At 72.3% G+C, this 23941-nt stretch carries 22 protein-coding genes and 1 pseudogene; 12 read left to right on the top strand and 11 right to left on the bottom strand.

Going from position 1 to position 23941, the window contains the following annotated elements:
- Positions 1–2 precede the first annotated feature (2 nt).
- Positions 3–1073 carry an ATP-dependent DNA ligase gene (locus IE207_RS17080; RefSeq protein WP_190185063.1) on the bottom strand — a complete coding sequence of 357 codons (1071 nt, stop codon included), beginning with the start codon at positions 1071–1073 and terminating at the stop codon, positions 3–5.
- 102 nt (positions 1074–1175) lie between these two features.
- Between IE207_RS17080 and ligD the strand changes: the two genes are divergently transcribed.
- The 3 genes from ligD (at position 1176) to IE207_RS17065 (ending at position 3674) form a co-directional block, all read left to right on the top strand.
- The gene (gene ligD / locus IE207_RS17075; protein ID WP_190185062.1) at positions 1176–2198 is read left to right on the top strand and encodes a non-homologous end-joining DNA ligase; all 1023 of its coding nucleotides are present in this window, start codon (positions 1176–1178) and stop codon (positions 2196–2198) included.
- Positions 2199–2562: 364 nt separating this feature from the next.
- The gene (locus IE207_RS17070; RefSeq protein WP_190185061.1) at positions 2563–3357 is read left to right on the top strand and encodes a VOC family protein; all 795 of its coding nucleotides are present in this window, start codon (positions 2563–2565) and stop codon (positions 3355–3357) included.
- A gap of 65 nt (positions 3358–3422) precedes the next feature.
- A complete protein-coding gene (locus IE207_RS17065) occupies positions 3423–3674 on the top strand; it encodes a WhiB family transcriptional regulator (protein ID WP_190185133.1) in 252 nt (83 codons plus the stop codon).
- Positions 3675–3817: 143 nt separating this feature from the next.
- On the opposite strand, the gene IE207_RS17060 is transcribed toward IE207_RS17065, so the two are convergent.
- The 4 genes and pseudogenes from IE207_RS17060 to IE207_RS17045 form a co-directional block, all read right to left on the bottom strand.
- Positions 3818–4789: an acyl-ACP desaturase gene (locus tag IE207_RS17060; RefSeq protein ID WP_190185060.1), complete on the bottom strand. Its 972-nt coding sequence runs from the start codon at positions 4787–4789 to the stop codon at positions 3818–3820.
- 264 nt (positions 4790–5053) lie between these two features.
- The gene (locus IE207_RS17055; protein ID WP_190185059.1) at positions 5054–6706 is read right to left on the bottom strand and encodes an ABC-F family ATP-binding cassette domain-containing protein; all 1653 of its coding nucleotides are present in this window, start codon (positions 6704–6706) and stop codon (positions 5054–5056) included.
- A 217-nt stretch (positions 6707–6923) separates the two neighbouring features.
- On the bottom strand, positions 6924–7340 hold the full coding sequence (gene ssgD, locus IE207_RS17050; protein ID WP_190185058.1) for a spore wall synthesis regulator SsgD: 417 nt from the start codon (positions 7338–7340) through the stop codon (positions 6924–6926).
- 177 nt (positions 7341–7517) lie between these two features.
- Positions 7518–7956, bottom strand: a pseudogene (locus IE207_RS17045) ((4Fe-4S)-binding protein).
- Between the two features lie 74 nt (positions 7957–8030).
- On the opposite strand from IE207_RS17045, the gene IE207_RS17040 reads away from it, so the two are divergent.
- Complete coding sequence (locus IE207_RS17040) at positions 8031–9125, top strand: WD40/YVTN/BNR-like repeat-containing protein (RefSeq protein ID WP_229873780.1); 1095 nt, start codon at positions 8031–8033, stop codon at positions 9123–9125.
- A gap of 95 nt (positions 9126–9220) precedes the next feature.
- Here IE207_RS17040 and IE207_RS17035 read toward each other — a convergent pair whose 3' ends face one another.
- A complete protein-coding gene (locus IE207_RS17035; RefSeq protein ID WP_190185057.1) occupies positions 9221–9523 on the bottom strand; it encodes a YciI family protein in 303 nt (100 codons plus the stop codon).
- A gap of 25 nt (positions 9524–9548) precedes the next feature.
- Here IE207_RS17035 and IE207_RS17030 point away from each other — a divergent pair, with 25 nt between their 5' ends.
- Entirely contained in the window at positions 9549–10235 is a 687-nt protein-coding gene (locus tag IE207_RS17030; RefSeq protein ID WP_190185056.1) for an endonuclease V, read from the top strand.
- Here IE207_RS17030 and IE207_RS17025 read toward each other — a convergent pair.
- The 3 genes from IE207_RS17025 to IE207_RS17015 form a co-directional block, all read right to left on the bottom strand.
- Positions 10232–10846, bottom strand: coding sequence for a TetR/AcrR family transcriptional regulator (locus IE207_RS17025; protein ID WP_190185055.1), 615 nt, complete (start codon positions 10844–10846; stop codon positions 10232–10234). The genes IE207_RS17030 and IE207_RS17025 overlap by 4 nt on opposite strands.
- 68 nt (positions 10847–10914) lie before the next feature.
- Positions 10915–11805, bottom strand: a complete 891-nt coding sequence (locus IE207_RS17020) for an SDR family NAD(P)-dependent oxidoreductase (RefSeq protein ID WP_190185054.1) — start codon at positions 11803–11805, stop codon at positions 10915–10917.
- 128 nt (positions 11806–11933) lie between these two features.
- Entirely contained in the window at positions 11934–13139 is a 1206-nt protein-coding gene (locus IE207_RS17015; RefSeq protein ID WP_190185053.1) for a saccharopine dehydrogenase family protein, read from the bottom strand.
- A gap of 93 nt (positions 13140–13232) precedes the next feature.
- Here IE207_RS17015 and IE207_RS17010 point away from each other — a divergent pair, with 93 nt between their 5' ends.
- The 6 genes from IE207_RS17010 to IE207_RS16985 all read left to right on the top strand — a co-directional run bounded on the left by IE207_RS17010 (position 13233) and on the right by IE207_RS16985 (position 20496).
- Positions 13233–13625, top strand: coding sequence for an MmcQ/YjbR family DNA-binding protein (locus tag IE207_RS17010; RefSeq protein WP_190185052.1), 393 nt, complete (start codon positions 13233–13235; stop codon positions 13623–13625).
- Between the two features lie 106 nt (positions 13626–13731).
- Positions 13732–14862: a CaiB/BaiF CoA transferase family protein gene (locus IE207_RS17005; RefSeq protein ID WP_190185051.1), complete on the top strand. Its 1131-nt coding sequence runs from the start codon at positions 13732–13734 to the stop codon at positions 14860–14862.
- Entirely contained in the window at positions 14862–15887 is a 1026-nt protein-coding gene (locus IE207_RS17000) for an LLM class F420-dependent oxidoreductase (protein ID WP_190185050.1), read from the top strand. Before IE207_RS17005 ends, IE207_RS17000 begins: the two co-directional genes overlap by 1 nt.
- Before the next feature lie 8 nt (positions 15888–15895).
- Positions 15896–17038, top strand: a complete 1143-nt coding sequence (locus IE207_RS16995) for an acyl-CoA dehydrogenase family protein (protein WP_190185049.1) — start codon at positions 15896–15898, stop codon at positions 17036–17038.
- A 27-nt stretch (positions 17039–17065) separates the two neighbouring features.
- Positions 17066–18280 carry an acetyl-CoA C-acetyltransferase gene (locus IE207_RS16990; protein ID WP_190185048.1) on the top strand — a complete coding sequence of 405 codons (1215 nt, stop codon included), beginning with the start codon at positions 17066–17068 and terminating at the stop codon, positions 18278–18280.
- A 44-nt stretch (positions 18281–18324) separates the two neighbouring features.
- Positions 18325–20496 carry a 3-hydroxyacyl-CoA dehydrogenase NAD-binding domain-containing protein gene (locus IE207_RS16985; RefSeq protein ID WP_190185047.1) on the top strand — a complete coding sequence of 724 codons (2172 nt, stop codon included), beginning with the start codon at positions 18325–18327 and terminating at the stop codon, positions 20494–20496.
- A 101-nt stretch (positions 20497–20597) separates the two neighbouring features.
- Here IE207_RS16985 and IE207_RS16980 read toward each other — a convergent pair whose 3' ends face one another.
- Together IE207_RS16980 and IE207_RS16975 are read right to left on the bottom strand one after the other, a co-directional pair.
- Entirely contained in the window at positions 20598–21257 is a 660-nt protein-coding gene (locus IE207_RS16980; RefSeq protein WP_190185046.1) for a maltokinase N-terminal cap-like domain-containing protein, read from the bottom strand.
- Between the two features lie 10 nt (positions 21258–21267).
- Positions 21268–21993, bottom strand: coding sequence for a MerR family transcriptional regulator (locus IE207_RS16975; protein WP_190185045.1), 726 nt, complete (start codon positions 21991–21993; stop codon positions 21268–21270).
- Positions 21994–22078: 85 nt separating this feature from the next.
- On the opposite strand from IE207_RS16975, the gene IE207_RS16970 reads away from it, so the two are divergent.
- Positions 22079–23896 carry an AMP-dependent synthetase/ligase gene (locus IE207_RS16970; protein WP_190185044.1) on the top strand — a complete coding sequence of 606 codons (1818 nt, stop codon included), beginning with the start codon at positions 22079–22081 and terminating at the stop codon, positions 23894–23896.
- Positions 23897–23941 lie beyond the last annotated feature (45 nt).

The following is a 23941-nucleotide window of genomic DNA, read 5'->3' as shown; positions in this document are numbered from 1 at the left end:
CGTCAGTTCTCCGGGGTGCCGAGCACCTCGGCCAGGTCGTAGCGGACGACTTCCTCCAGCTGGGCGTACGTACAGCTCTCCGGCAGCCGGTCGGGGCGCCAGCGGCGGAACTGCGCGGTGTGCCGGAAGCGGTCGCCCTCCATGTGGTCGTAGGCCACCTCGCAGACCCGCTCGGGGCGCAGCGGGACCCAGGACAGGTCCTTCTTGCCGGTCCAGCGGCTCTGCGCGCCGGGCAGCCGGGCGCTCTCGTGGGCGGCCTCCTCGGCCCAGGCGGCCCAGGGGTGGCCGCCGGGATCGGGCATCCGCAGCGGTTCGAGCTCCGTCAGCAGCTCGGCGCGGCGCTTCATGGGGAAGGCGGCGCAGACGCCGACGTGCTGGAGGGTGCCGTGGGCGTCGTAAAGGCCCAGGAGCAGCGATCCGACAATCGGACCGCTCTTGTGGAAACGGAAACCGGCGACCACGACGTCCGCCGTACGCTCGTGCTTGATTTTGAACATCAGGCGGGCATCGGGCCGGTACGGGAGATCGAGGGGCTTGGCGATCACACCGTCCAGTCCGGCGCCTTCGAACCGCTCGAACCAGTCGTGCGCGAGTGCGGGGTCGGTGGTGGCGGGCGCGAGGTGGACGGGGGGCCGAGCGGTGGAGAGGGCACGGGCCAGGGCGCTGCGGCGGGCGACGAGCGGGGTGTCGAGGAGCGAATCGTCGCCGAGCGCGAGCAGGTCGAAGGCCACGAAACTGGCCGGGGTCGTCTCGGCGAGCATCTTCACCCGGGAGGCGGCCGGGTGGATCCGCTCGGTGAGGCGGTCGAAGTCGAGCCGGCGGTCGTGGACGATCACGATCTCGCCGTCCACGACGCAGCGGTCGGGCAGATTGTCCTTGAGGGCCGTCACGAGCTCGGGAAAGTACCTGTTCAGGGGCTTGCCGGTGCGGCTGCCGATCTCGATCTCGGCGCCGTCGCGGTGGACGACGGCCCGGAAGCCGTCCCACTTGGCCTCGTACTGCATGCCCGGCGGGATGGCCGTCACGGACTTCGCGAGCATCGGTTTCACGGGGGGCATCACCGGCAGATCCATGCCTTCGATTCTGCGGCGGCCCGTCGGGGGCCGCGCGGTGTGCGCGCCCGGGCGGATCCGTCCGGTGTGCGGGCCGGGCCGGGGCCGCCTACCGTGGCGGACATGGGTGCTGCGCGTGATGCGATCGAGCTGGACGCGGGCGGGCGGACGGTTCGGCTGTCCAGCCCGGACAAGGTGTACTTCCCGGAGCGCGGCCTCACCAAGCGGGACGTCGCCGAGTACTACCTGGCCGTCGCCCCCGGCATCACCCGAGCCCTGCGCGACCGCCCGACGACGCTGGAGCGGTATCCGGAAGGGGTGGAGGGGGAGTCCTTCTTCCAGAAGCGGGCCCCGAAGAACCTGCCCGACTGGATCCCGACCGCGCACATCGCCTTCCCCAGCGGGCGCACGGCCGATGAGATCTGCCCGACCGAGCCGGCCGCCGTCCTGTGGGCCGCGAACCTGGGCTGCCTCACCTTCCACCCCTGGCCGGTGCGCCGCGAGGACACCGACCGGCCCGACGAGCTGCGGATCGACCTGGACCCGCAGCCGGGCACCGACTACCACCACGCGGTCGCCGCCGCCCACGAACTGCGGGCGCTGCTGGACGAGGTGGGGTTGCGCGGCTGGCCGAAGACCTCGGGCGGGCGCGGGCTGCACGTGTTCGTGCCGATCGCCCCGCGGTGGACGTTCACGGAGGTCAGGCGGTGTGCGATCGCCTTGGGCCGGGAGCTGGAACGGCGGATGCCGGGCAAGGTGACGACGGCTTGGTGGAAGGAGGAGCGCGGCGAGCGGATCTTCGTGGACTACAACCAGACGGCCCGCGACCGGACCATCGCCTCCGCCTACTCCGTCCGCCCCCGCCCCCATGCCCCGGTGTCGGCGCCACTGCGCTGGGACGAGGTGGACGACGCGGAGCCGCAGGACTTCGACATCGTGACGATGCCGGGGCGCTTCGCGGAACTCGGTGACCTGCACGCCGACATGGACGAGCACGCGTTCGCGCTGGACACCGTCCTGGAGCTCGCGGACCGCCAGGAACAGGACCACGGCCTGGGCGACATGCCGTACCCCCCGGACTACCCCAAGATGCCGGGCGAACCCAAGCGCGTCCAACCCAGCCGCGCCAAACCCGCCGACGACTGACGTCCCGCGCTGCGTAGGCTGCGACCGTGCCGCCCTCGCGGCCCTGCCGGCACCGGCGGCAACCCCTTGCTGGACCGGCTCGATCCCGCGTTGGACCCCGGCTGGCGGCGCTGCCCCTGCGAACTGGTGTGGGCGACGACATGGATGGCGGACGCCCGACGACCGCGACCGGGTGGCCGCGCACCACCCCGGCCGGGTACTTCTGCACCACGTCGACCCCCGTACGGGGCTCACCGGCGCGGACTTCGGCGTGCTCGAGGGCCGGCTACGGCGGGTGGGGCTGGGGCGTAGGGCGGCCGTTGTCAGTGGGGGGTGCCATGCTCGAAGGAGGCAGCAGTCGCCGGCGCAGGGAAGGGGTACGGCCATGCTCAGCACGGACTACAGGGACGGCTCCCCGAACTGGCTGGACCTCGGGACTCCCGACATCGGAGGCGCGGCCGGGTTCTACCGGGGCCTGTTCGGGTGGGACTACGAGCCGGGCGGTCAGGAGGTCGGCGGGTACGGGATGTTCCGGCTCGGCGGGAAGACCGTCGCGGGCGGGATGACCGTCACTCCCGAGCAGGGGCCCTCCGCGTGGACGGTGTACTTCAAGACGCCGGACCTGGACGCGACGGCGGCGGCCGTGCGGAAGGCGGGCGGCGCGGTCGCGTTCGAGCCGATGGACGTACTGGACCTCGGCCGCATGGCGGTGTTCACCGACCCGGCGGGCGTCGCTTTCGCGGCGTGGCAGCCCGGCCGGCACGAGGGCCTGGAGGCCGTGACGGCCGTCGGCACCCTGTGCTGGACGGAGCTGTACACCCCCGATGTTGCTGCGGCCGCCGGTTTCTACCGGGCCGTCTTCTCCTGGGAGACCACCGAGATGCCGTTCGACGGCGGCACCTACACCATGGTCAAGCCGGCCGGCGCGCCCGACGAGGAGGCCTTCGGCGGGCTGGTTCCGATCGCGACGGACCCGGTGGAGGACACCGAACGCCCCTACTGGACGCCGTACTTCGAGGTCGCCGACTGCGACGCGACGGCGGCCCGGGTGGAGGAGTCGGGCGGCAAGGTCCGCCTCACCCCCCTCTCCATGGAGGGCGTCGGCCGCTTCGCGAAGGCGGCCGACCCCTTCGGCGCCCGCTTCGCGGTCATCACCAGCGCCCCGGCCCCCGGTACGTAAGACACCGTGTTGATGAGGCGTTGATCGGACGTCCATCGGCGGCGGTGAGGATCTCCGTCATGTCGATGAACACGAGCGACCGCCCGACCACTGCCGCCGCCGCACCCGCCTGGTACGACCTCGCCCTGTGCGCGCAGACGGGCCCGGCCTTCTTCTTCCCGGAGCCCGGCTCCTCGCTGCGCGACGCGAAGCGGCTGTGCGGGGCGTGCGAGGGCCGGGCCGCGTGCCTGGAGTACGCCCTGGCGAACGACGAGCGCTTCGGCGTCTGGGGCGGCCTCTCTGAGTCCGAGCGCCTCGCCCTGCGTCCCCGCGCCTGACCGGCGGCGGCGCGTACCCGGCTTCGCCCCCGGGCCTGGCCCCGCCCCCGGCCCCGGGACGCGCGCAGCCGGCACGGCGAAGCCCCGGCAGGGCGAAGCCCCGGCAGGGCACATGGCCCAGCCGGGGCCTTCAACGCCGTGGATCAGCCCTTGCGCGCCGCCACGCGCGCCGCGCGGGCGGCCAGCCGCTCGTCGAACTTGCGGGCCTCGGAGTCCAGGCCGCCCATGAACAGGCCGAGCTCCTCCTGGGCCTTCTGCCCCTCGGGGCCGAGACCGTCGATGTCCATGATCTTCAAGAACCGGATCACGGGGCTCAGCACGTCGTCGTGGTGGATCCGCAGGTTGTACACCCCGCCGATCGCCATCTGCGCGGCCATCCGCTCGAAGCCCGGCATGCCGTGCCCGGGCATCCGGAAGTTGACCACTACGTCCCGCACGGCCTGCATCGTCAGGTCCGGGGCCAGCTCGAAGGCGGCGCCCAGCAGGTTCCGGTAGAAGATCATGTGCAGGTTCTCGTCCTGCGCGATGCGGGCCAGCATCCGGTCGCATACCGGGTCACCGGACTGGTGGCCGGTGTTGCGGTGCGAGATGCGCGTCGCGAGCTCCTGGAAGGCCACGTACGCCACGGAGTGCAGCATCGAGTGCCGGTTGTCGGACTCGAAGCCCTCCGACATGTGCTGCATCCGGAACGCTTCCAGCTTGTCCGGGTCCACGGCGCGCGACGCCAGGAGGTAGTCGCGCATCACGATGCCGTGGCGGCCCTCCTCGGCGGTCCACCGGTGCACCCAGGTGCCCCAGGCGCCGTTGCGCCCGAAGAGCGAGGCGATCTCGTGGTGGTAGCTGGGCAGGTTGTCCTCGGTCAGCAGGTTGACGACGAGGGCGATCTTGCCGATGTCGGTGACCTTGGACTGCTCCGGGTCCCAGGCCTCGCCGTCCTCGAAGAAGCCGGGGAAGTTGCGGCCGTCGCTCCACGGGACGTACTCGTGGGGCATCCAGTCCTTGGTGACCTGCAAATGGCGGTTGAGTTCCTTTTCGACCACCTCTTCCAGCGCGAACAGCAACTTGGCGTCGGTCCACGCCTCCGAGCTGTTGAGGTGGGGGGAGGTGATCGTCACGGGTACTCCAGGGGGAACAAGCGAATTACCTACGGTTGCGTAGCCTACGGAGTCGTAGGTTAAGCACGGCATCAAGGACCAGCCAAGCCCCACCCCTACCTATGGGCGGTTACGTCCGGTTATATGTGCAGTTTGAGGCCCTGTGGGAGGGCGTGCGAAAGGGCAAATCGGAACCGAAATCACGCCCGTAGGTGGTCCGCCGCCGATGTCTTGACGCGCCTGGGGCTGCGGTGGCCGGCCGCGCCGGCCACCGACCGCCCCTGCTCAGCCGAGCCAGAGCGACTCGCGGACCTCCTCGGCCGTCGTCGGCCGGAGCCCCGCCCGGCCGTCCAGCAGCAGCCACCGCGTGATTCCCAGCGACTCCAGGAACGGCACGTCGTGGCTCGCCACCAGCAGCGCCCCCTCGTACGCCTCCAGGGCGCCGGTCAGCTGCCGCACGCTCGCCAGGTCCAGGTTGTTCGTCGGCTCGTCCAGCATCAGCAGCTGCGGCGCCGGCTCCGCCAGCAGCAGCGCCGCCAGCGCCGCCCGGAACCGCTCGCCGCCCGAAAGCGTGCCGACGGGCCGGTCCGCCCGGGCACCCCGGAACAGGAAGTGCGCGAGCCGCGCCCGGATCACGTTGTTCGTGGCGTGCGGGGCGTACCGCGCCACGTTCTCCACGACCGAGCGGTCGTCGTCCAGTACGTCGGCGTCCAGCCGCTGCGGCAGGAACCGCGCCGGCACGTGCGCCGACACCTCGCCCGAGACCGGCGCGAGCAGGCCGGCGACCGTCCGCAGCAGGGACGTCTTCCCCGAGCCGTTGCGGCCCACCAGGGCGATCCGCTCCGGCCCGCGCAGCTCCCACTCGCCCGCGATCGCCGGTCCGTGGGCCGGGTGCAGATCGCCGAAGGACAGGACCCGCCGCCCCGGCGGCACCCGGGTGGCGGGCAGCTCGATGCGGATCTCGTCATCGTCGCGCACCGCCTCCACCGCCTGGTCGAGCCGCTCGCGGGCGTCCGCCAGCTTCTCGGTGTGCATGATGCGGTGCTTGCCGGCCGACTCCTGGGCGGCGCGCTTGCGGGCACCCATCACGATCTTCGGCTCGCGCTTGGTGTCCCACATCTTCTGGCCGTAGCGCTTGCGCCGGGCCAGTTTCATCTGGGCGTCGGCGAGTTCGCGCTTCTGCCGCTGAACGTCGGCCTCCGCGACCCGGACCATCCGCTCGGCCGCCTCCTGTTCGGTGGCGAGCGCTTCCTCGTAGTCGGTGAAGTTCCCCCCGTACCAGCGCACTTCGCCGTCGCGCAGGTCGGCGATCTGGTCGACCCGCTCCAGCAGCTCGCGGTCGTGGCTGACCACCACCAGCACGCCGGACCAGGACTCGACGGCCGCGTAGAGCCGGCGCCGGGCCCGCAGGTCCAGGTTGTTGGTGGGTTCGTCCAGGAGCAGGACGTCGGGGCGGGCGAGCAGCAGGGCCGCCAGCCGCAGCAGCACGCCCTCGCCGCCCGACAGCTCACCGACCGTGCGGTCGAGGCCGATCCGGGCGAGGCCGAGCGAATCGAGCGTGGCCAGCGCCCGTTCCTCCACGTCCCAGTCGTCGCCGACGGCGGCGAAGTTGGCCTCGGTGGCCTCGCCCGCCTCGATGGCGTGCAGGGCGGTGCGGGCGGCGTGGATGCCGAGCGCCTCGTCCACGCGCAGGGCGGTGTCGAGGATGAGGTTCTGGGGGAGGTAGCCGATCGTTCCGGCGACGGAGACCTGCCCCGCGGACGGGGTGAGTTCTCCCGCGATGAGCCTCAACAGGGTTGACTTCCCGGACCCGTTGAGACCGATCAGGCCGGTTCGGCCAGGCCCTACGGTCAGTTGGAAGTCATCAAGGACGGGGGTTCCGTCCGGCCAGTCGAAGGAGAGGGCGGAGCACGTGACGAAGGTGGGGACAAGACTCATGGAGGCCTCCAGGTTGCGTGAAGTGGTGCGAGCAACGTGGGGAGACAGCCGACGGGTGGTGAAGGGTGGTCGTGGTCGGTGTCTCGAACCTCAGAAGAGCAATGTCCTACTCCGTTTCGGCGGCAATGGGTCGCCTACGAAGCTACGGGCGGCCGGAGCCACCCGCAACGGATTAACCGCGGGGGGCGGCCGACCGGGGCGGCCGGCCGGCGCGAGCTCAGCGGGGGCCGCGCATCAGCTCGGCCAGACCGTGGTCAAGGTCGAGGTAGAGGTGCTCCAGCCCCGGTGGCGTGACCGTCGCGGCCCGCTCCAGGAACCGGTGGAGGTCGGGGGTCCCCACGAGCACGATCGCGACGCCCTCCGGCGCGTGGAACTCGATGCTGGTCCGCTCACGGTCGTACGGGCGCACGCGCACGTCACCCGAGCCGGCGGGACGGTGGAGTCCGGCCTCCAGCAACTCGCGCGCGAAGGTCCAGGAGACCTCGACGCCCTCCAGCGTCGCAGGGCCGGGGAACGCCATCCGGACGGCGAAGGGATCCGAACGGTCGTAGCACAGGGTGACGGGTACGGTCTCGACCTTCGGCGCGGTGGCGACCAGTCGGGCCTGCACGGCCTGCTCGATGACAGTGATCAAGGCTCGCTCCCTTGCGGCGGATCTCCTGCCGGGCTTGGGGTGGGACCCGGCAACCGGATAGACGCCCGAAAGGGCAAATCCGTGCAGGCGCATTCGAGTGAGCTGTGTCACCGATTGGCTTGATCGCGACCGTCCTATCGCACAGAGTGACCGAAGAGGGTGGGTGCGGCAAGGTGTTCAGTCGTGGCCGCAGGGCCCGGAGTGGTCGCAGTACGGCTGATTACCGCTCACCCCACAGGCGCAAAGCATCGCCCTGGTCTCCCGCCGGACCGTGCCGTCCGGCCTGGTCACGCTCAGTTCGCCGCGCAGGACCAACTGGCCGGCCGGTGACCGTACGACACTCGTCGGCCGGTCCGGTTCCTCGGCCGGCCCTTCTTCGAGCCGGTACTGGAGCGCTCCCGAAGGGCCGGCGGACCACCTCCGCCACCCGCTCCGGCTCGGCGCCGTCGGGCCGCACCCAGGGGCGCTGCCCGGAGTCGAAGACCTCGGGAAGCCCGCCGACGCATTCGGCGGCGTGCAGACAGCGACGGGTCTCGTACGTGACCGTGATGTGCTTGCCCGCGTAGGGCTTCGGGTCCTGCGACGGGTGCTGCGGATGCTCGTCCTCGGGAGGCATGGCGCCAGCCTAGGAACGCGGGAGCCCCGACGCACCCTGGACGGGAAATCCGGCGTGCGTTAGCTTCCCGCGCCATGAGACTTCTGGGAGTCGGCATGTGCCTGGTGGCGCTGGCGGTGGCGGCGCCGGCCGTTCCCGCGCAGGCGGACACGGGGGGTCCGGGCGAGGTCCCACGGGACTTCCGCGGCGCGGGCTGGGCGCTCAAGGCCACGGGCAAGGACGCGGTCCGCTTCCGCGGGCTCGCGGCGGTCAGCCGCTCCGCGGCCTGGGTGGCCGGCTCCAAGGGGACGGTGCTGCGCACCTCGGACGGGGGCCGCAGCTGGCGCGACGTCTCCCCGCCGGAAGCGGTGGCACAGGGGCTGGAGCTGCGCGACATCGAGGCCTTCGACGAGCGCCGGGCGGTCGCCCTGTCCATCGGCGAGGGCGAGGCCTCGCGGGTGCTGCGCACCGAGGACGGCGGGCAGACATGGACCGAAAGCTTCCGCAACACCGACCCACGGGCCTTCTACGACTGCCTGACCTTCTTCGACGCCCGCCACGGGCTCGCACTGAGCGACCCCGTGGACGGCAGGTTCCGGCTCCTCGCCACCGACGACGGCGGGCGGAGCTGGCAGGCGCTCCCGGCCACCGGGATGCCCGAGGCGCTGGCGGGCGAGGCGGGCTTCGCCGCGAGCGGGCAGTGCCTGGTGGCCGCCGGGCCGCGGGACGTCCTGATCGCCACCGGAGGAGGCGCGGTGTCGCGCGTACTGCGCTCCGGGGACCGCGGCCGCACCTGGAGCGCCACGGAATCGCCCGTGCCGGCCGGGGATCCGGCCAAGGGCGTCTTCGCGCTCGCCTTCCGCGACCGTACGACCGGCCTCGCCGTCGGCGGCGACTACCGCACCGGCGAGGCCTCGCCCCGGGCCGCGGCCGTGTCCTCGGACGGGGGCCGCACCTGGCGCGCCTCCGCCGCACCTCCGCCCGCCTACCGGTCCGGCGCGGCCTGGTACCCGCGCTCCCGGGGCGCAGCGCTTGCCGTGGGGCCGACCGGCACGGACGTGACGCCGGACGGGGGCCTGACGTGGCGGGCGCTGGACGCGGACTCCTACGACACCGTCGACTGCTCGCCGGACGGCGGCTGTTGGGCGGCGGGGGAGAAGGGACGGGTGGGCAGGCTGGAGCGGCGCTGAAACGCAGGCCGGGAGTTCACCGGCCGGTACGACGGACTGCCCGGCGTCGTGAAGGACCTGGAGTCGAGCCGGGCGGGGCCGGCCCGTCGGCCCGCTCAGACCGCGGGGAGGTCCTCCCGTACGGCGGCGAGTTCCGCCGAGGTCTTCGTGGCGATGAACTCGGTGATGCGGTAGGCGCATACGCCGGCCACGACGAACGGGTCCTCGGCGGCGATCTCCTCGGCCTCCGAGCGGGAGACACCGGTGGCCAGGATGACGCCGCCCTCGCGCGGGACCTTGCGCCCCGAGGCGAGGAAGACGCCGGACGCGTAGTAACGGTCCAGCCATGCGATGTGCGCGTCCATCTGAGCGTCGACGGCTTCGATGGGCGCGGTGTAGGTGAGCTCCATGATGAACATGATCGCCAGGCTACTCTCGCACCTTATGACGACCTCCGAGACCCCCGCCGACGAGACGGAAGCCCGCGCGATACAGGACGAACTGCGCCGCGGCGTGGTGCTGGACGAGCCCGGGCCGCCGCCCGGTACGGGGCTCGTGGCCGGAGTGGACGTCGCCTACGACGACGAACGCGACCTGGTCGCCGCCGCGGCCGTGGTCCTCGACGCGGGCACCCTGGAGGTGGTCGAGGAGCGCACCGCGGTCGGCCGCGTCAGCTTCCCCTACGTACCGGGGCTGCTCGCCTTCCGCGAACTGCCCACCGTGCTGGCGGCGCTCGACGCCCTGACCGTCACGCCGGGCCTCGTCGTCTGCGACGGCTACGGGCTCGCCCACCCGCGCGGCTTCGGCCTCGCCTGCCACCTGGGAGTGGTGACCGGGCTGCCGAGCATCGGCGTCGCGAAGAACCCGTTCACCTTCACCTACGAGGAACCGGGCGCCCGGCGCGGCGACGCCGCCCCGCTCCTCGCGGCCGACGGCGCCGTCGTGGGGCGGGCACTGCGCACCCAGGGCGGGATCAAGCCGGTCTACGTCTCCGTCGGCCACCGCGTCTCGCTGGACAACGCCTGCGCCCACACCCTCGCCCTCAGCCCCCGTTACCGGCTCCCCGAGACCACCCGCCGCGCCGACTCCCTGTGCCGGCGCGCCCTGCGCGAGGCGACGCGGACCGGCTAGCCGGGCGGTGGAGGAGGGGGCAGGGGCGCGTGGTCGTCCGGCGGTGTGGCGCGCAGGCCCCCGAGCAGAGTGGCCAGGTAGCGGTGGGCCGTGTGGATGCGGTCGTCGGGAGCGCCTCCGTGCACCTGCACGGCGTAGGCGATGCCGCACATGAGCGGGACCAGGTCGGCCGCGGCGAGGCCCGGGCGGACCGCCCCGGCCCGGCGGGCGCGGTCGAGGAGGATGGTGCCGGTCGACCACAGCGACTTCTTGAGTTCCGTGGTGCGCGGGAGGGCGTCTCGTGGTGACGCGGTGACCGGTGCGAGGGAGGTGTCGGTCACCTGCGCTTCGACGGTGCGGGTGAGGAAGCCCTCCAGCCCGCGCCAGGCGTCGGTGTCGGCCAGCGCCTGCTCGCCATGGGCGGCCAGGGCCTCCAGGCAGGGGGCTGCGACGGTCTCCAGCAGCGCCTCGGGCGTGGAGAAGTGCCGGTAGACGGTGCCGACACCGAGCCCGGCGCGGCGGGCGACGTCGTTGAGCTGCAACGGCGCGCCCTGGTCGACCAGGTCGCGGGCGACGGCGATGATCCGGTCCCAGTTGCGGGCCGCGTCCTTGCGCAGGGGCGTCGTCGTCATGGGGACATGCTAATCGGATGGCCCATCCGGCTGTCCCTGCCTGCTGCCCGGCGGATCCGCCGGGCGGGCTACGGGGCCGCGAGAGGTGCGTGCCGTTCGCTGAGTCGGCGTACGGCCCGGGCGATGCGGGGGTCGGTCGCCGCGCGGAAAGGGGCGACCGGGCTCGCCTGGGCGCCGATGACGATGCCCGTCCGGCCTGTCAGGGCGGCGTCGGTGGCGGCGACGATCGAGGGCCTGGCCGCCACGGACGCCGGGCCGGAAGTGGACTTTCGGAACGTGCGCCGCACCAGCGGCCACAGCAGCCGCAGGGCGGGCGAGACGATCCTCGGGTCGGTCATGGTGCCGTTGGTCATGTCGGTCGCGGCGCCTCCGGGGTCGGCTGCGAAGACCGAGACGCCCGTGCCGTCCAGCCGGCCGGCCAGGTCGAGCGCGTAGGCGAGGTTGGCGAGCTTGGCGCGGCCGTACCAGTGGAATCCGTAGTAGCCGCCGGGCGGCTCGACGGAGTCGAACACCCGCTTCCCGAGCCCGACCGCACCCGAGGTCACGTTCACGATCCTGCTCGGGGCGCCGGACGTCAGGGTGGGCAGGAGCAGCTCGGTCAGCAGGTAGGGGGAGAGGTGGTTGACGACGAACGACGCCTCGACGCCGTCCAGTTCCCGTCGATCCGCGAACATCGCCCCCACGTTGTTGACCAGTACGGTCAGCGGTTCGCCCGTGGCGGCGTGGTGCGAGGCGATCCGGTCGGCGAGCGAGCGGACTTCGTCGAGCGAGCCGAGGTCGGTGGGCAGGAACCGGGCGGGGTGTGCCGGGACCGCCCCGTTGATCCGGCTGACCGCCCGGGCGCCGCGCTCGGCATTTCGTCCGACCACGGTGACCGCGAACCCGGCGGCGGCCAGCCCCAGGGCCGTCTCCAGGCCGATGCCGGCCGTTCCGGCCGTGACGACAGCAGTCCTCTTCATGCCACACCCACCCCCACAACGCACATTCGGATAGCTCATCCGCTTGATGCCGAACGTAGCACACATGTGGATGAGCTATCCGTTTACCGGTACGGGAGTCGACGTGGCCCGGGCGGTCCCCGTCCGTCTCAGGCCGCCGTTTCGGCCGCCACGCGGAAGCGGATGCCGGCCTTCTGGAGGCGGTCCAGCAGGGCGTCGCCCATGGCCACCGCCGTGGTGAGCTGGCCGGAGGCTTCCGGGAGGGCGTCGTAGGCCAGGCACAGCGCCGACTCCGCCAGCATCTTCGCCGTCTCGCCGTAGCCCGGGTCGCCTCCCGAGACCTCCGTGAAGATCCTTCGGCCGCCGCCCGTCCCCACGAAACGAACGGTGAACCAGCTGCGCGCGCGCCGCTGCGCGTCCGGGCCCCGGCCCGGCTCCCAACGGCTCATCAACCACCGCCTGGCGGCGGGCACCTGGGCCAGCGCCACCGTCGCCCCGACCGCGGCCGTGGCGCCCACCGCGACCGGCAGGTGCTCCACGGCCGCGTAGTGCCGGTACCGGAAGTCCGGGCCGTAACGCTCCAGGGCGGCCGCCGAACGGGCCACGACGCGCGGGTCCAGCGTCGGCAGCGGCAGCGCCCACGCGCCGGTCTCGCGGCTGAACCGGGGCGCGCCCCCCGAGCCCCGTACGCGGCGGCCCGGCAGCCGCGGCTCGTACAGCCGGCGCTCCCGGGCGGCGGCCAGGGTCTGCGGGCCGCGGCTCATCGCGGTGAGGCCGGAGGCCAGGGTTCCGCCCGAGAGAAGGGCGTTGGAGCGCATGTACCCGTCGACCCGCAGCGGCACCCCGGCCGGCAGCCGGTTCACTGTGAAGTACGTCCCCAGATCGGCCGGGATCGAGTCGAACCCGCAGGCGTGCACCAGTCGCGCCCCGGTCTCCCGGGCCCGCGCGTCGTGGGCGACGTACATCCGGTCGATGAACTCCGGCTCGCCCGTCAGGTCCACGTAGTCGGTACCGGCCTCGGCGCACGCCGCGACCAGTTCCGCGCCGTACCAGACGTACGGCCCGACGGTCGTCGCCAGGACCCGCGTGGAGGCGGCCAGTTCGCGTACGGCCCGGGCGTCGCGGGCGTCCGTCCGGATCAGCGGCAGGGTCGCGCACGCCGGGTCCAGGGCGGCCAGCCGCTCGCGCAGCCGCTCCAGCTTGTCCAGGTCCCGGCCCGCGAGGGCCCACCGGCAGCCGGCCGGGGCGTGTGCGGCGAGGTACTCGGCCGTCAGGGCGCCCACGAATCCGGTCGCACCGAAAAGCACGAGGTCGTGGGCGCGTTGCCGTTCCGTGCGGTGAACCTGCTCGTTCATGACGCTCCTCCCAGCTGGTGTCGGTGGCTGAGGCTAGCGTGATGGTCGACTGTCCGTACGAGCAGGTGTGACCTGCGGTAAGTGGAGGCGTCGATGAAGGCTGCCGTGCGCAAGTGGCAGAAGGTGCGGGAGTTCGCCCTGAGATTGCCCGAGGCGGTCGAGGAGTTCCCCTGGGGGCCCGAGGACCGCGTGGTCAAGGTCAACAAGAAGATCTTCGTATTTCTCGGCAATTCCGACGGCCCGCAGCCGCCCGGCCTCTCCGTGAAGCTCAAGGACGAGGCGCTGCACGGCCACGCGATGACCTTTCCCGGCGCCGAGCCCACGGGGTACGGCCTCGGCCGGGCCGGATGGGTCTTTCTCCCGCTGGGCGAGGAGGGCGCGCCCCCGGCCGAGGTGCTGTGCGAGTGGGTCGAGGAGAGCTACCGCACCGTCGCACTCAAACGCCACGTCAAGGAGCTCGACGCGCGGATCGGGGCAGATGGCTAAGCGCCCGCTCTTGTGCTGAGTGGAACACGTTCCTAGCATCACTGGTGTTACATCAGTTGTGTCACACACTCTGCTTACCCACTCACCCGGAAACGCTGGGGGCTCGATGGCAGTGTCCGGTACCGGCCCGCTCGCCGGAGTGCGCGTCGTCGAACTGGCCGGGATCGGCCCGGGACCGTTCGCCGCGATGCTCCTCGCCGACCTCGGCGCGGACGTGGTCCGCGTGGACCGTCCCGGGGGCGGCGGCCTCGCCGTCGACCCGGCGTACGACGTCACCAACCGCAACAAGCGCTCGGTGCTGATCGACCTGAAATCCCCCGGGGGCCCGGGCCGCGTACTGGAGCTCGTGGAACGGGCCGATGCGCTGATCGAGGGGTTCCGCCCCGGGGTGGCCGAGCGCCTCGGCGTCGGCCCGGCCGAATGCCACGCCCGCAACCCGAAGCTGGTCTACGGCCGGATGACCGGCTGGGGCCAGGAGGGCCCCCTCGCCCACACGGCGGGCCACGACATCGCGTACATCGCCGTCACCGGCGCCCTCGGCATGATCGGGAACCCCGGCGAGCCCCCCGCGGTCCCCGCCAACCTGGTCGGCGACTACGCGGGCGGATCGCTCTACCTCGTGATCGGCGTCCTCGCCGCCCTCGGGCACGCCCGCACCCCCGGCGGGAGCGGACAGGTCGTGGACGCCGCCATCGTCGACGGGACGGCCCACCTCACCGCCATGATCCACGGCATGATGGCGGCAGGCGGCTGGCAGGACCGGCGCGGCGCCAACCTGCTCGACGGCGGCTGCCCCTTCTACGGGACCTACGAGACCTCCGACGGCGCGTACATGGCGGTCGGGGCGCTGGAGCAGCAGTTCTACGACACCTTCGTGGAGCTGCTCGGCATCAAGGAGCAGGCTCCCGCCCGCAAGGACCCGGCCCGCTGGGCCGAGCTGCGCGAGGCCGTCGCCGTACGCTTCAAGTCCCGTACGCGGGCCGAGTGGACGGCCGTCTTCGAGGGCTCCGACGCCTGCGTGGCGCCCGTGCTGTCCCTGGGCGAGGCTCCGCACCACCCCCACCTCGTGGCCCGGGGCACCTTCACCGACTTCGGCGGGATCACCCAGCCCGCCCCCGCGCCCCGCTTCTCCGCGACCCCTGCGACCGTCACGAGCGGCCCCGCGCAACCGGGGGCGGACACGGAATCCGTGGCCAGGGACTGGAGCGTACCGAGCCTGCTGGGGAAGGACGCCTGATGGAACTGTCCATGATGCTCGACTACTCGGGCGATCCGCGCCGGGCCGCGGACGAGGCGGCCGCGCTGGAGGCGGCCGGGCTCGACGCGGTGTGGGTCGCCGAGGCCTGGGGCTTCGACTCCCCGACGATCATGGGCTACCTGGCGGCCCGCACCGAGCGCATGCGGATCGGCTCCGCCATCCTGAACGTCTACTCGCGCACCCCCGCCCTCATCGCCCAGACCGCCGCCGGCCTCGACGCGATGTCCGGTGGCCGGGCCATGCTCGGCCTCGGCGCGTCCGGCCCCCAGGTGGTCGAGGGCTGGCACGGCAAGCCGTACGACAAGCCCATCGGCCGTACCCGCGAGACGGTGGAGCTGTGCCGCCGGATCTGGCGCCGCGAGACCATCGACCACCACGGCATCACCGACATGCCCCTGCCACCCGCCAAGGGCGGCCGGCACGGCAAGCCGCTGAAGATGCTGACCCGGCCCGTGCGCCCGTCCGTACCGGTCTACGTCGCCTCCCTGGGCCCGGCGAACGTGGCGATGACCGCGGAGATCGCCGACGGCTGGCTGCCCACCCTCTTCCTCCCGGAGAAGGCGGACGCCGTGTGGGGCGGTCCCCTCGCCGAAGGCGCCGCACGCCGGGCCCCCGAACTGGGACCGCTCCAGGTCGTCGCGGGCGGCCTCCTCGCGATCGGTGAGGACGCGGCCGCCGTACGGGAACTCGCGCGCCCCCAGATCGCGCTGTACGTCGGCGGCATGGGCGCGGCCGGCAAGAACTTCTACAACGACCTCGCCGTCGCCTACGGCTACGAGGAGGAGGCCCGGAAGATCCAGGAGCTCTACCTTTCCGGCCGCAAGCGCGACGCCGCGGCCGCCGTCCCGGACGAGTTCTGCGAGCTCATGACGCTGTGCGGACCCGCCGGCTACGTGCGCGAGCGCGTCGAGGCGTTCCGCGCCGCGGGCGTCACCATGCTCAACGTCACGCCCGTCGGCCCCGAGCCGGCCCGGCTGATCGAAACCGTCAAGAGCTGGCTTTAGGGGGCCCGATGCAACGCCGCATCTTCGACGCCGACCACGAGGCGTTCCGCGAGACCGTACGCACCTTCCTCGCCAAGGAGGTGCTGCCGCACTACGAACAGTGGGAGAAGGACGGCATCGTCAGCCGCGAGGCCTGGCGGGCCGCCGGGAGGCAGGGCCTGCTGGGGCTCGCCGTACCCGAGGAGTACGGAGGCGGCGGGAACACCGACTTCCGCTACGCCGCCGTGATCGCCGAGGAGTTCACCCGGGCAGGGGCGCCCGGGCTCGCGATCGGCCTGCACAACGACATCATCGGGCCGTACCTGACCTCCCTGGCCACCGAGGAGCAAAAGCGCCGCTGGCTCCCCGGGTTCTGCTCGGGCGAGACGATCACGGCGATCGCGATGACGGAACCCGGCGCCGGCTCCGACCTCCAGGGGATCCGCACGAGCGCCGAGGACCGGGGGGACCACTGGGTGCTCAACGGCTCCAAGACCTTCATCTCCAACGGAATCCTGGCCGACCTGGTCATCGTGGTCGCGAAGACGACCCCGGAGGGCGGGGCGCACGGCCTGTCCCTGCTGGTCGTCGAGCGCGGCGCGGAGGGCTTCGAGCGCGGCCGCAACCTCGACAAGATCGGCCAGAAGGCGCAGGACACCGCCGAGCTGTTCTTCAACGACGTACGGGTCCCCAAGGAGAACCTGCTCGGTGAACCGAACGGCGCCTTCCTCCACCTCATGACCAACCTGGCCCAGGAGCGGATGGGCATCGCGATCGCGGGCATCGCCGCCGCCGAGCACCTGCTGGAGATCACGACCGCGTACGTGAAGGAGCGCGAGGCCTTCGGCCGGCCGCTCTCCAAGCTCCAGCACATCCGGTTCGAGATAGCGGAGATGGCCACCGAGTGCGCCGTCACCCGCGCGTTCCTGGACCGGTGCATCGTGGACCACTCCAACGGCGAGCTGGACCACGTCCACGCCTCGATGGCCAAGTGGTGGGCGACCGAGCTCCAGAAGCGGGTCGCCGACCGCTGCCTGCAACTGCACGGCGGATACGGCTACATGAGCGACTACCGGGTCGCACGGGCCTTCACCGACGGCCGCATCCAGACCATCTACGGCGGCACGACCGAGATCATGAAAGAGATCATCGGCCGCTCCCTCCTCGGCTAACCACAGACCTTCCGAAAGGCTTGACCAGTGAGCACCGAAGCGTACGTATACGACGCGATCCGCACGCCGCGCGGCCGCGGCAAGGCCAACGGCGCCCTGCACGGCACGAAGCCGATCGACCTGGTCGTCGGCCTCATCCACGCCCTGCGCGAGCGCAACCCCGGCCTCGACCCGGCCACCATCGACGACATCGTGCTCGGCGTCGTCGGCCCGGTCGGCGACCAGGGCTCCGACATCGCCCGCATCGCGGCGATCGCCGCCGGCCTGCCGGACACGGTGGCGGGAGTCCAGGAGAACCGCTTCTGTGCCTCCGGCCTGGAAGCCGTCAACATGGCCGCCGCCAAGGTCCGCTCCGGCTGGGAGGACCTCGTCCTCGCGGGCGGCGTCGAGTCCATGTCGCGGGTGCCGATGGCCTCCGACGGCGGCGCCTGGTTCGCCGACCCGATGACCAACTGGGACACCGGTTTCGTCCCGCAGGGCATCGGCGCCGACCTGATCGCCACGATCGAGGGGTTCTCGCGGCGCGACGTCGACGAGTACGCGGCGCTGTCCCAGGAACGCGCCGCGAACGCCGTCAAGGACGGCCGCTTCGCGAAGTCCGTCGTCCCCGTCACCGACCGCAACGGCCTGGTGGTCCTGGACCACGACGAGTTCATCCGCCCGGGCACCACCGCCGACACCCTGGCCAAGCTCAAGCCGTCCTTCGCGGACATCGGCGACCTCGGCGGCTTCGACGCCGTCGCGCTCCAGAAGTACCACTGGGTCGAGAAGATCGACCACGTCCACCACGCGGGCAACTCCTCCGGCATCGTCGACGGCGCCTCGCTCGTCGCCATCGGCTCGCGCGAGGCGGGGGAGCGCAACGGCCTGACGCCGCGCGCCCGGATCGTCTCGGCCGCCGTCTCCGGCTCGGAGCCCACCATCATGCTCACCGGCCCGGCCCCGGCCACCCGCAAGGCCCTCGCCAAGGCAGGCCTGACCATCGACGACATCGACCTGGTCGAGATCAACGAGGCCTTCGCGGGCGTGGTGCTCCGCTTCGTCAAGGACATGGGCCTCTCCCTCGACAAGGTCAACGTCAACGGCGGCGCCATCGCGCTGGGCCACCCGCTCGGCGCCACCGGCGCGATGATCCTCGGCACCGTCGTCGACGAACTGGAGCGCCAGGACAAGCGCTACGGGCTCGTCACCCTCTGCGTCGGCGGCGGCATGGGCGTCGCGACCGTCGTCGAGCGTCTCTGAATCGTCCTGTGACCACCGAACCCTCCGACACGGAAGTAGCGAACATGAGCGAGTCCACCACGATCCGCTGGGAACAGGACGAGACCGGCGTCGTCACCCTCGTCCTCGACGACCCCGGCCAGTCCGCCAACACGATGAACCAGGCCTTCAAGGACTCCATCGCGGCGATCGCCGACCGCGCCGAGGCCGAGCGGGACTCCATCCGGGGCATCATCTACACCTCCGCGAAGAAGACCTTCTTCGCCGGCGGCGACCTCAAGGACATGATCCGGTTGCGCCCCGAGGACGCGCAGCTGGCCTTCGAGACCGGCACCGAGATCAAGCGCTCGCTGCGCCGCATCGAGACCCTGGGCAAGCCCGTCGTCGCGGCCATCAACGGCGCGGCCCTCGGCGGCGGTTACGAGATCTGCCTCGCCTCGCACCACCGGATCGCCCTGGACGTGCCCGGCTCCAAGATCGGCCTGCCCGAGGTCACGCTCGGCCTGCTCCCGGCCGGCGGCGGCGTGACCCGCACCGTGCGCCTGATGGGCATCGCGGACGCGCTGCTCAAGGTCCTGCTCCAGGGCACCCAGTACGATCCGCAGCGCGCCCTGGACAACGGCCTGGTCCACGAACTGGCGGCGACCCCCGAGGAGATGCTGGCCAAGGCCCGCGCCTTCATCGAAGCCAACCCGGAGTCGAAGCAGCCGTGGGACGTCCCCGGCTACAAGATCCCTGGCGGCACGCCGTCCAACCCGCGCTTCGCCGCCAACCTCCCGGCGTTCCCCGCGAACCTCAAGAAGCAGCTGAACGGGGCCCCTTACCCGGCGCCGCGCAACATCCTGGCCTGCGCCGTCGAGGGGTCGCAGGTCGACTTCGAGACCGCGCTGACCATCGAGGCCCGGTACTTCACCGAGCTGGTCACCGGCCAGACGGCCAAGAACATGATCCAGGCGTTCTTCTTCGACCTCCAGGCCGTCAACGCCGGCCGCAGCCGCCCCCAGGGCATCGCGCCCCGCCAGGTGCGCAAGGTCGCGGTCCTCGGCGCCGGGATGATGGGTGCGGGCATCGCGTACTCCTGCGCCCGCGCGGGCATCGAGGTGGTGCTCAAGGACGTCACGCCGGAGGCCGCGGCGAAGGGCAAGGCGTACTCCGAGAAGCTGCTCGACAAGGCCCTCGCGCGCGGCCGCACCACCGAGGCCAAGCGCGCCGGGCTGCTCGCCCGGATCACCCCCACCGCGGACGCCGCCGACCTGGCGGGCTGTGACGCCGTGATCGAGGCCGTCTTCGAGGACACCGCCCTCAAGCACAAGGTGTTCCAGGAGGTCCAGGACGTCATCGCCCCCGGCGCCCTGCTCTGCTCCAACACCTCCACGCTCCCCATCACGGGGCTCGCGGAGGGCGTGAAGCGGCCCGCCGACTTCATCGGGCTGCACTTCTTCTCGCCCGTCGACAAGATGCCGCTGGTGGAGATCATCAAGGGCGAGCGCACCGGGGACGAAGCCGTCGCCCGCGCCTTCGACCTGGTCCGCCAGATCAACAAGACCCCGATCGTGGTCAACGACTCGCGCGGCTTCTTCACCTCGCGGGTCATCGGCCAGTTCATCAACGAGGGCGTCGCCATGGTCGGCGAGGGCATCGAGCCCGCCTCGGTCGAACAGGCCGCGGGGCAGGCCGGTTACCCGGCCAAGGTGCTGTCCCTGATGGACGAGCTGACCCTGACCCTGCCGCGCAAGATCCGCAACGAGACCCGCAAGGCCTTCGAGGCCGAGGGCCGCGCGTGGACCGAGCACCCGGCGGACGTGGTCATCGACCGGATGGTGGACGACTTCGGCCGCCCCGGCCGCAGCGGCGGCGCCGGGTTCTACGAGTACGACGAGGCCGGCAAGCGCGCCCGCATCTGGCCGGGCCTGCGCGAACACTTCGCCAAGCCGGACGCCGAGATCCCGTTCGAGGACATGAAGGAGCGAATGCTGTTCTCCGAGGCGCTGGACACCGTCCGCTGCCTCGACGAGGGCGTACTGACCTCCGTCGCCGACGCCAACATCGGCTCGATCATGGGCATCGGCTTCCCGGCCTGGACCGGCGGCGTGATCCAGTACATCAACGGCTACGAGGGCGGCCTGCCGGGCTTCGTCGCCCGCGCCCGCGAGCTGGCCGCCCAGTACGGCGAGCGGTTCACCCCGCCGGCGTCGCTCGTGGCCAAGGCGGAGCGCGGCGAGACGTACGCCGACTGACCGCCGGGCCCGGCTCCGGGGGCACCCCCCCGGAGCCGGACGCCTGACCGGCCCACCGACTGCGAAGACTGCTCCGGGCCGGCGCCCGAGCCCTGGGCCGTCTAACCCGTGTACAGGGCTGCGAAGATCCCCCGGTGCGCGGTCCCGTCCGGGGTGTTCCAACCCGCCGTGACCCGGCCGATGGCCCCGGGCGCGGCGCCGGCCGGGTCCAGCGGCCGCAGTACGCGTGACACGGCGAGCCTCGGACCGTCGCCCAGGGCGATCTCCGTGTCCCGGGCGGTGTGCGCGGTCCTCGGCCGCACCGGGGGCAGGAGCGGAACCGGCAGGGTCCGCCCGTCGAACTCGGTGGTGACGGACGGGTCCCGCGTGTCCGAAAGGCCCTGCGCCTGCGCCGCGGCCCGGCCCTGGAGCAGCGACAGCAGCTGTCCGACCAGCACCGGGTCGCGGGTGCCGTCGTACACCCAGCGCCGGCCGAGGACACCGTGCTCGGAGGTGCCGATGAGAGCCGCCTCGGCGCCCTTGAGCGGCGCCCCACGATACGTGAGCGGAACGTGGTAGGCGACGGGCCCGCCCTCCGACTCCTCGGTGAGCACCATGAATTCGATGCCCACCTCACCCTGCGGATCGTCGAGCCGGAAGCCGCCCGCACGGGACGGACCCGGGGGCCGCCCGGTGGGCACGTACCAGGGCTGCGCCGGTAGCCAGTCCGCGAGCAGCTCCATCTTGCCCGGTGTCATCGTGGTCTTGTGAATGATCGCCATGCCCGCGAACCTACCCTTCCGGGGTGAAAGCCGCCCGCAACTCCTCTCTCAGCGATCGCTGAAAGGCCGTCACCAGGGCTTGCACGACCATGGGTTGCATGTGCGCGGACAGCGCCTTCATCGACTCCACCCGTTCCGGATCGCTCTCGCCCTCGGTGAACGGCCCCCACACCTCGTCCCGGAACAGCGCCGTCAGCTCGTGCGCCGCCGAGCGGGTGTGCTCCGTCAGCACCCGCCGGGCCGCAAGGATCGTCCCGTGCGCGATCGGCACGTCCAGCAGCGCGACCCCCAGCCGCAGCAGGCCCACGTCCACCCGGAACCCGTCCCCCGAGACGGAGACCACGTTCATCGCCGTCAGCCGCCGGATGTCGGTCTCCGTCAGCGCCCGGCCGGCCCGCTTCTCCAGTTCCTCCCGCGAGGACTCCAACGCCGAGTCCGGGGCCCAGGACGACACCAGTGCCCGGTGGATGGCGAGGTCGTGCGCGCTCAGGTCGTCGGGCAGCGCGTCCAGATAGCGCTCGATGGCCGACAGTGTCATGCCCTGGTGCTGCAACTCCTCGATCAGGGCGAGCCGGGAGAGGTGTTCGGGCCCGTAGTGCCCGACCCGACGCGGGCCGATCACGGGAGGGGGCAAAAGCCCGCGCGTGCTGTAGAACCGTACGGTGCGGACGGTGACACCCGCCCGGGCGGCCAGCTCGTCGACGGTGAGCATCGGCTCGGGTGCCCGGTCGGCCATCGTCTGCGCCTCGCTCTCTGCTCCACAGCTTGGGTTCAACAGTATTGCTGTCGCACCAACGATGTGAAACGGCCAGGAGCTGCCCATGACCACGACACTCCCCCTGCCCGGACCCCCCGAGGAGCTCACCCTCCCCGCCCTGCTCGCCCGCAATGCCGGGGAACACGGGGACCTCCCCGCGCTCTCCTGGCGCGAGGGAGCCGGCTGGCGGACCCTCTCCTGGCGCGAGGTCCGCCAGGAGGTCGCCGCCCTCGCCTGCGGATACGCGGCCCTCGGCGTCGAGCGCGGCGAACACGTGCTGCTGATGATGGGCAACCGGCCCGAGCACTGGCTCACCGACCTGGCCCTCGTCCACCTCGGCGCCGTCCCCGTCACCGTCTACGGCACCTCCGCGCCCGGGCAGGTCGCCCACATCGCCCGCCACAGCAGGGCCCGGTTCGCCGTCGTGGAGGGCGCCCGCGAACTCGCCCGGTGGGAACCGCTGCTGGAGGACCCCGGTGTGGCCCTGGAAGCCCTGGTCGTCGCCGAGGCGGCCGACGCCGGCCCGCACCGCACCTACGCCTCGCTGCGCGCGGCCGGCGTCCCGCCGCAGTGGGCCGAGGACTTCGAGAAGGGGTGGCGCCGGGCACGGCCCGAGGACCCGCTGACCGTCGTGTACACCTCCGGCACCACCGGCGACCCCAAGGGCGTGCGCCTCACCCACCGCAACATCATGCTCCAGGCGGTCCGCCTCGACCGGCGCACGGACCTGCCCGAGCACGCCGAGCACATCTGCTACCTGCCCTTCGCACACATCGCGGAGCGGATCCTCGGGATCTACCTGCCCCTGCTGCGGGCCGCGCACGTCCGCCTCGTCGCAGACCCCGCCGCCGTCGCGGGCGCCGTACGGGAACTCCGCCCCGTGCAGTTCTTCGGCGTGCCCCGGGTCTGGGAGAAGCTGGCCGCGGCCGTACGGGCGGTGCTGGCCGGGCTCCCCGAGGAGCAGCGGGCCGCCATCGAAGCGGCGGGCGGTGTGGCCCGCGCCGTGGCCGGGCACCGGGAGCGCGGCGAGCCGGTCCCGGCCGCGCTGGAGGCCTCGTACGCCAGGGCCAGGGAACGGGTGCTGGACCCGCTGCTGGCCCGGGCCGGGATGGACCGGCTGGTCTGGACGGCGAGCGCCACCGCGCCGATGCCGATCGACGTGGTGCGGTTCTGGGCCGGCTGGGGCATCACGATCATGGACGCCTGGGGGTTGACCGAGACGGCTGGGGTGTGCACGGTCAACAGCCCGGACGGCTTCCGGCTGGGCTCGGTGGGCCGTCCCATCGACGGCGTCGAGCTCAAGATCGCCGAAGACGGCGAGATACTCACCCGCGGCGCGACCGTCTTCGCCGGCTACCTGCGCCCCGACGGCTCGGTGGAGCGGGCGAGCGACGCGGACGGCTGGTTCCCCACCGGGGACATAGGCCGGCTGGACGAGGACGGGTTCCTCTGGCTCACCGACCGCAAGAAGGAACTGATCATCACCTCGAACGGCAAGAACGTCTCGCCCGCCCTGGTGGAGAACACGGTCAAAGAACACCCGCTGATCGGCCAGGCCCTCGTCCACGGCGACGGCCGCTCCTACCTCGTCGCCCTGCTCGTCCTGGACCCGGAGGTGGCCCCGGCCTGGGCGGCGGCCCGCGGCATCCCGGCCGCCTCGCCCGCCGCGCTCGCCGTGCACCCGCAGGTCCTGGAGGAGGTCGCCCGCGCGGTGGAGGCGGCCAACGACCGGCTCAACCGCACCGAGCGGATCAAGCGGTACCGCGTGCTGAGCGAGGAGTGGGGCCCGGAGTCGGGCGAACTCACCCCGTCCCTCAAACTCCGCCGCCGGGTCGTCCGCGAGAAGTACGCGGGCCTGATCGAGGCACTGTACGGGGCCTGACGGGGCGCGGGTGCCCGACGGACCGGTGGGCACCCGCGAGCCGGG

Origin of the sequence: Streptomyces cirratus (assembly GCF_014650775.1) — a bacterium.
GTDB lineage: Bacteria > Actinomycetota > Actinomycetes > Streptomycetales > Streptomycetaceae > Streptomyces > Streptomyces cirratus.
This window is presented reverse-complemented; position numbering and strand designations above follow the sequence as displayed.

Excerpts from the sequence above, each read along its gene's own strand:
- IE207_RS17080 (WP_190185063.1), bottom strand. The coding sequence starts at position 1,073 with ATGGATCTGCCGGTGATGCCCCCCGTGAAACCGATGCTCGCGAAGTCC.
- ligD (WP_190185062.1), top strand. The coding sequence starts at position 1,176 with ATGGGTGCTGCGCGTGATGCGATCGAGCTGGACGCGGGCGGGCGGACG.
- IE207_RS17070 (WP_190185061.1), top strand. The coding sequence starts at position 2,563 with ATGCTCAGCACGGACTACAGGGACGGCTCCCCGAACTGGCTGGACCTC.
- IE207_RS17065 (WP_190185133.1), top strand. The coding sequence starts at position 3,423 with ATGAACACGAGCGACCGCCCGACCACTGCCGCCGCCGCACCCGCCTGG.
- IE207_RS17055 (WP_190185059.1), bottom strand. The coding sequence starts at position 6,706 with ATGAGTCTTGTCCCCACCTTCGTCACGTGCTCCGCCCTCTCCTTCGAC.
- IE207_RS17040 (WP_229873780.1), top strand. The coding sequence starts at position 8,031 with ATGAGACTTCTGGGAGTCGGCATGTGCCTGGTGGCGCTGGCGGTGGCG.
- IE207_RS17035 (WP_190185057.1), bottom strand. The coding sequence starts at position 9,523 with ATGTTCATCATGGAGCTCACCTACACCGCGCCCATCGAAGCCGTCGAC.
- IE207_RS17030 (WP_190185056.1), top strand. The coding sequence starts at position 9,549 with ATGACGACCTCCGAGACCCCCGCCGACGAGACGGAAGCCCGCGCGATA.
- IE207_RS17025 (WP_190185055.1), bottom strand. The coding sequence starts at position 10,846 with ATGACGACGACGCCCCTGCGCAAGGACGCGGCCCGCAACTGGGACCGG.
- IE207_RS17020 (WP_190185054.1), bottom strand. The coding sequence starts at position 11,805 with ATGAAGAGGACTGCTGTCGTCACGGCCGGAACGGCCGGCATCGGCCTG.
- IE207_RS17015 (WP_190185053.1), bottom strand. The coding sequence starts at position 13,139 with ATGAACGAGCAGGTTCACCGCACGGAACGGCAACGCGCCCACGACCTC.
- IE207_RS17010 (WP_190185052.1), top strand. The coding sequence starts at position 13,233 with ATGAAGGCTGCCGTGCGCAAGTGGCAGAAGGTGCGGGAGTTCGCCCTG.
- IE207_RS17005 (WP_190185051.1), top strand. The coding sequence starts at position 13,732 with ATGGCAGTGTCCGGTACCGGCCCGCTCGCCGGAGTGCGCGTCGTCGAA.
- IE207_RS17000 (WP_190185050.1), top strand. The coding sequence starts at position 14,862 with ATGGAACTGTCCATGATGCTCGACTACTCGGGCGATCCGCGCCGGGCC.
- IE207_RS16995 (WP_190185049.1), top strand. The coding sequence starts at position 15,896 with ATGCAACGCCGCATCTTCGACGCCGACCACGAGGCGTTCCGCGAGACC.
- IE207_RS16985 (WP_190185047.1), top strand. The coding sequence starts at position 18,325 with ATGAGCGAGTCCACCACGATCCGCTGGGAACAGGACGAGACCGGCGTC.
- IE207_RS16980 (WP_190185046.1), bottom strand. The coding sequence starts at position 21,257 with ATGGCGATCATTCACAAGACCACGATGACACCGGGCAAGATGGAGCTG.
- IE207_RS16975 (WP_190185045.1), bottom strand. The coding sequence starts at position 21,993 with ATGGCCGACCGGGCACCCGAGCCGATGCTCACCGTCGACGAGCTGGCC.
- IE207_RS16970 (WP_190185044.1), top strand. The coding sequence starts at position 22,079 with ATGACCACGACACTCCCCCTGCCCGGACCCCCCGAGGAGCTCACCCTC.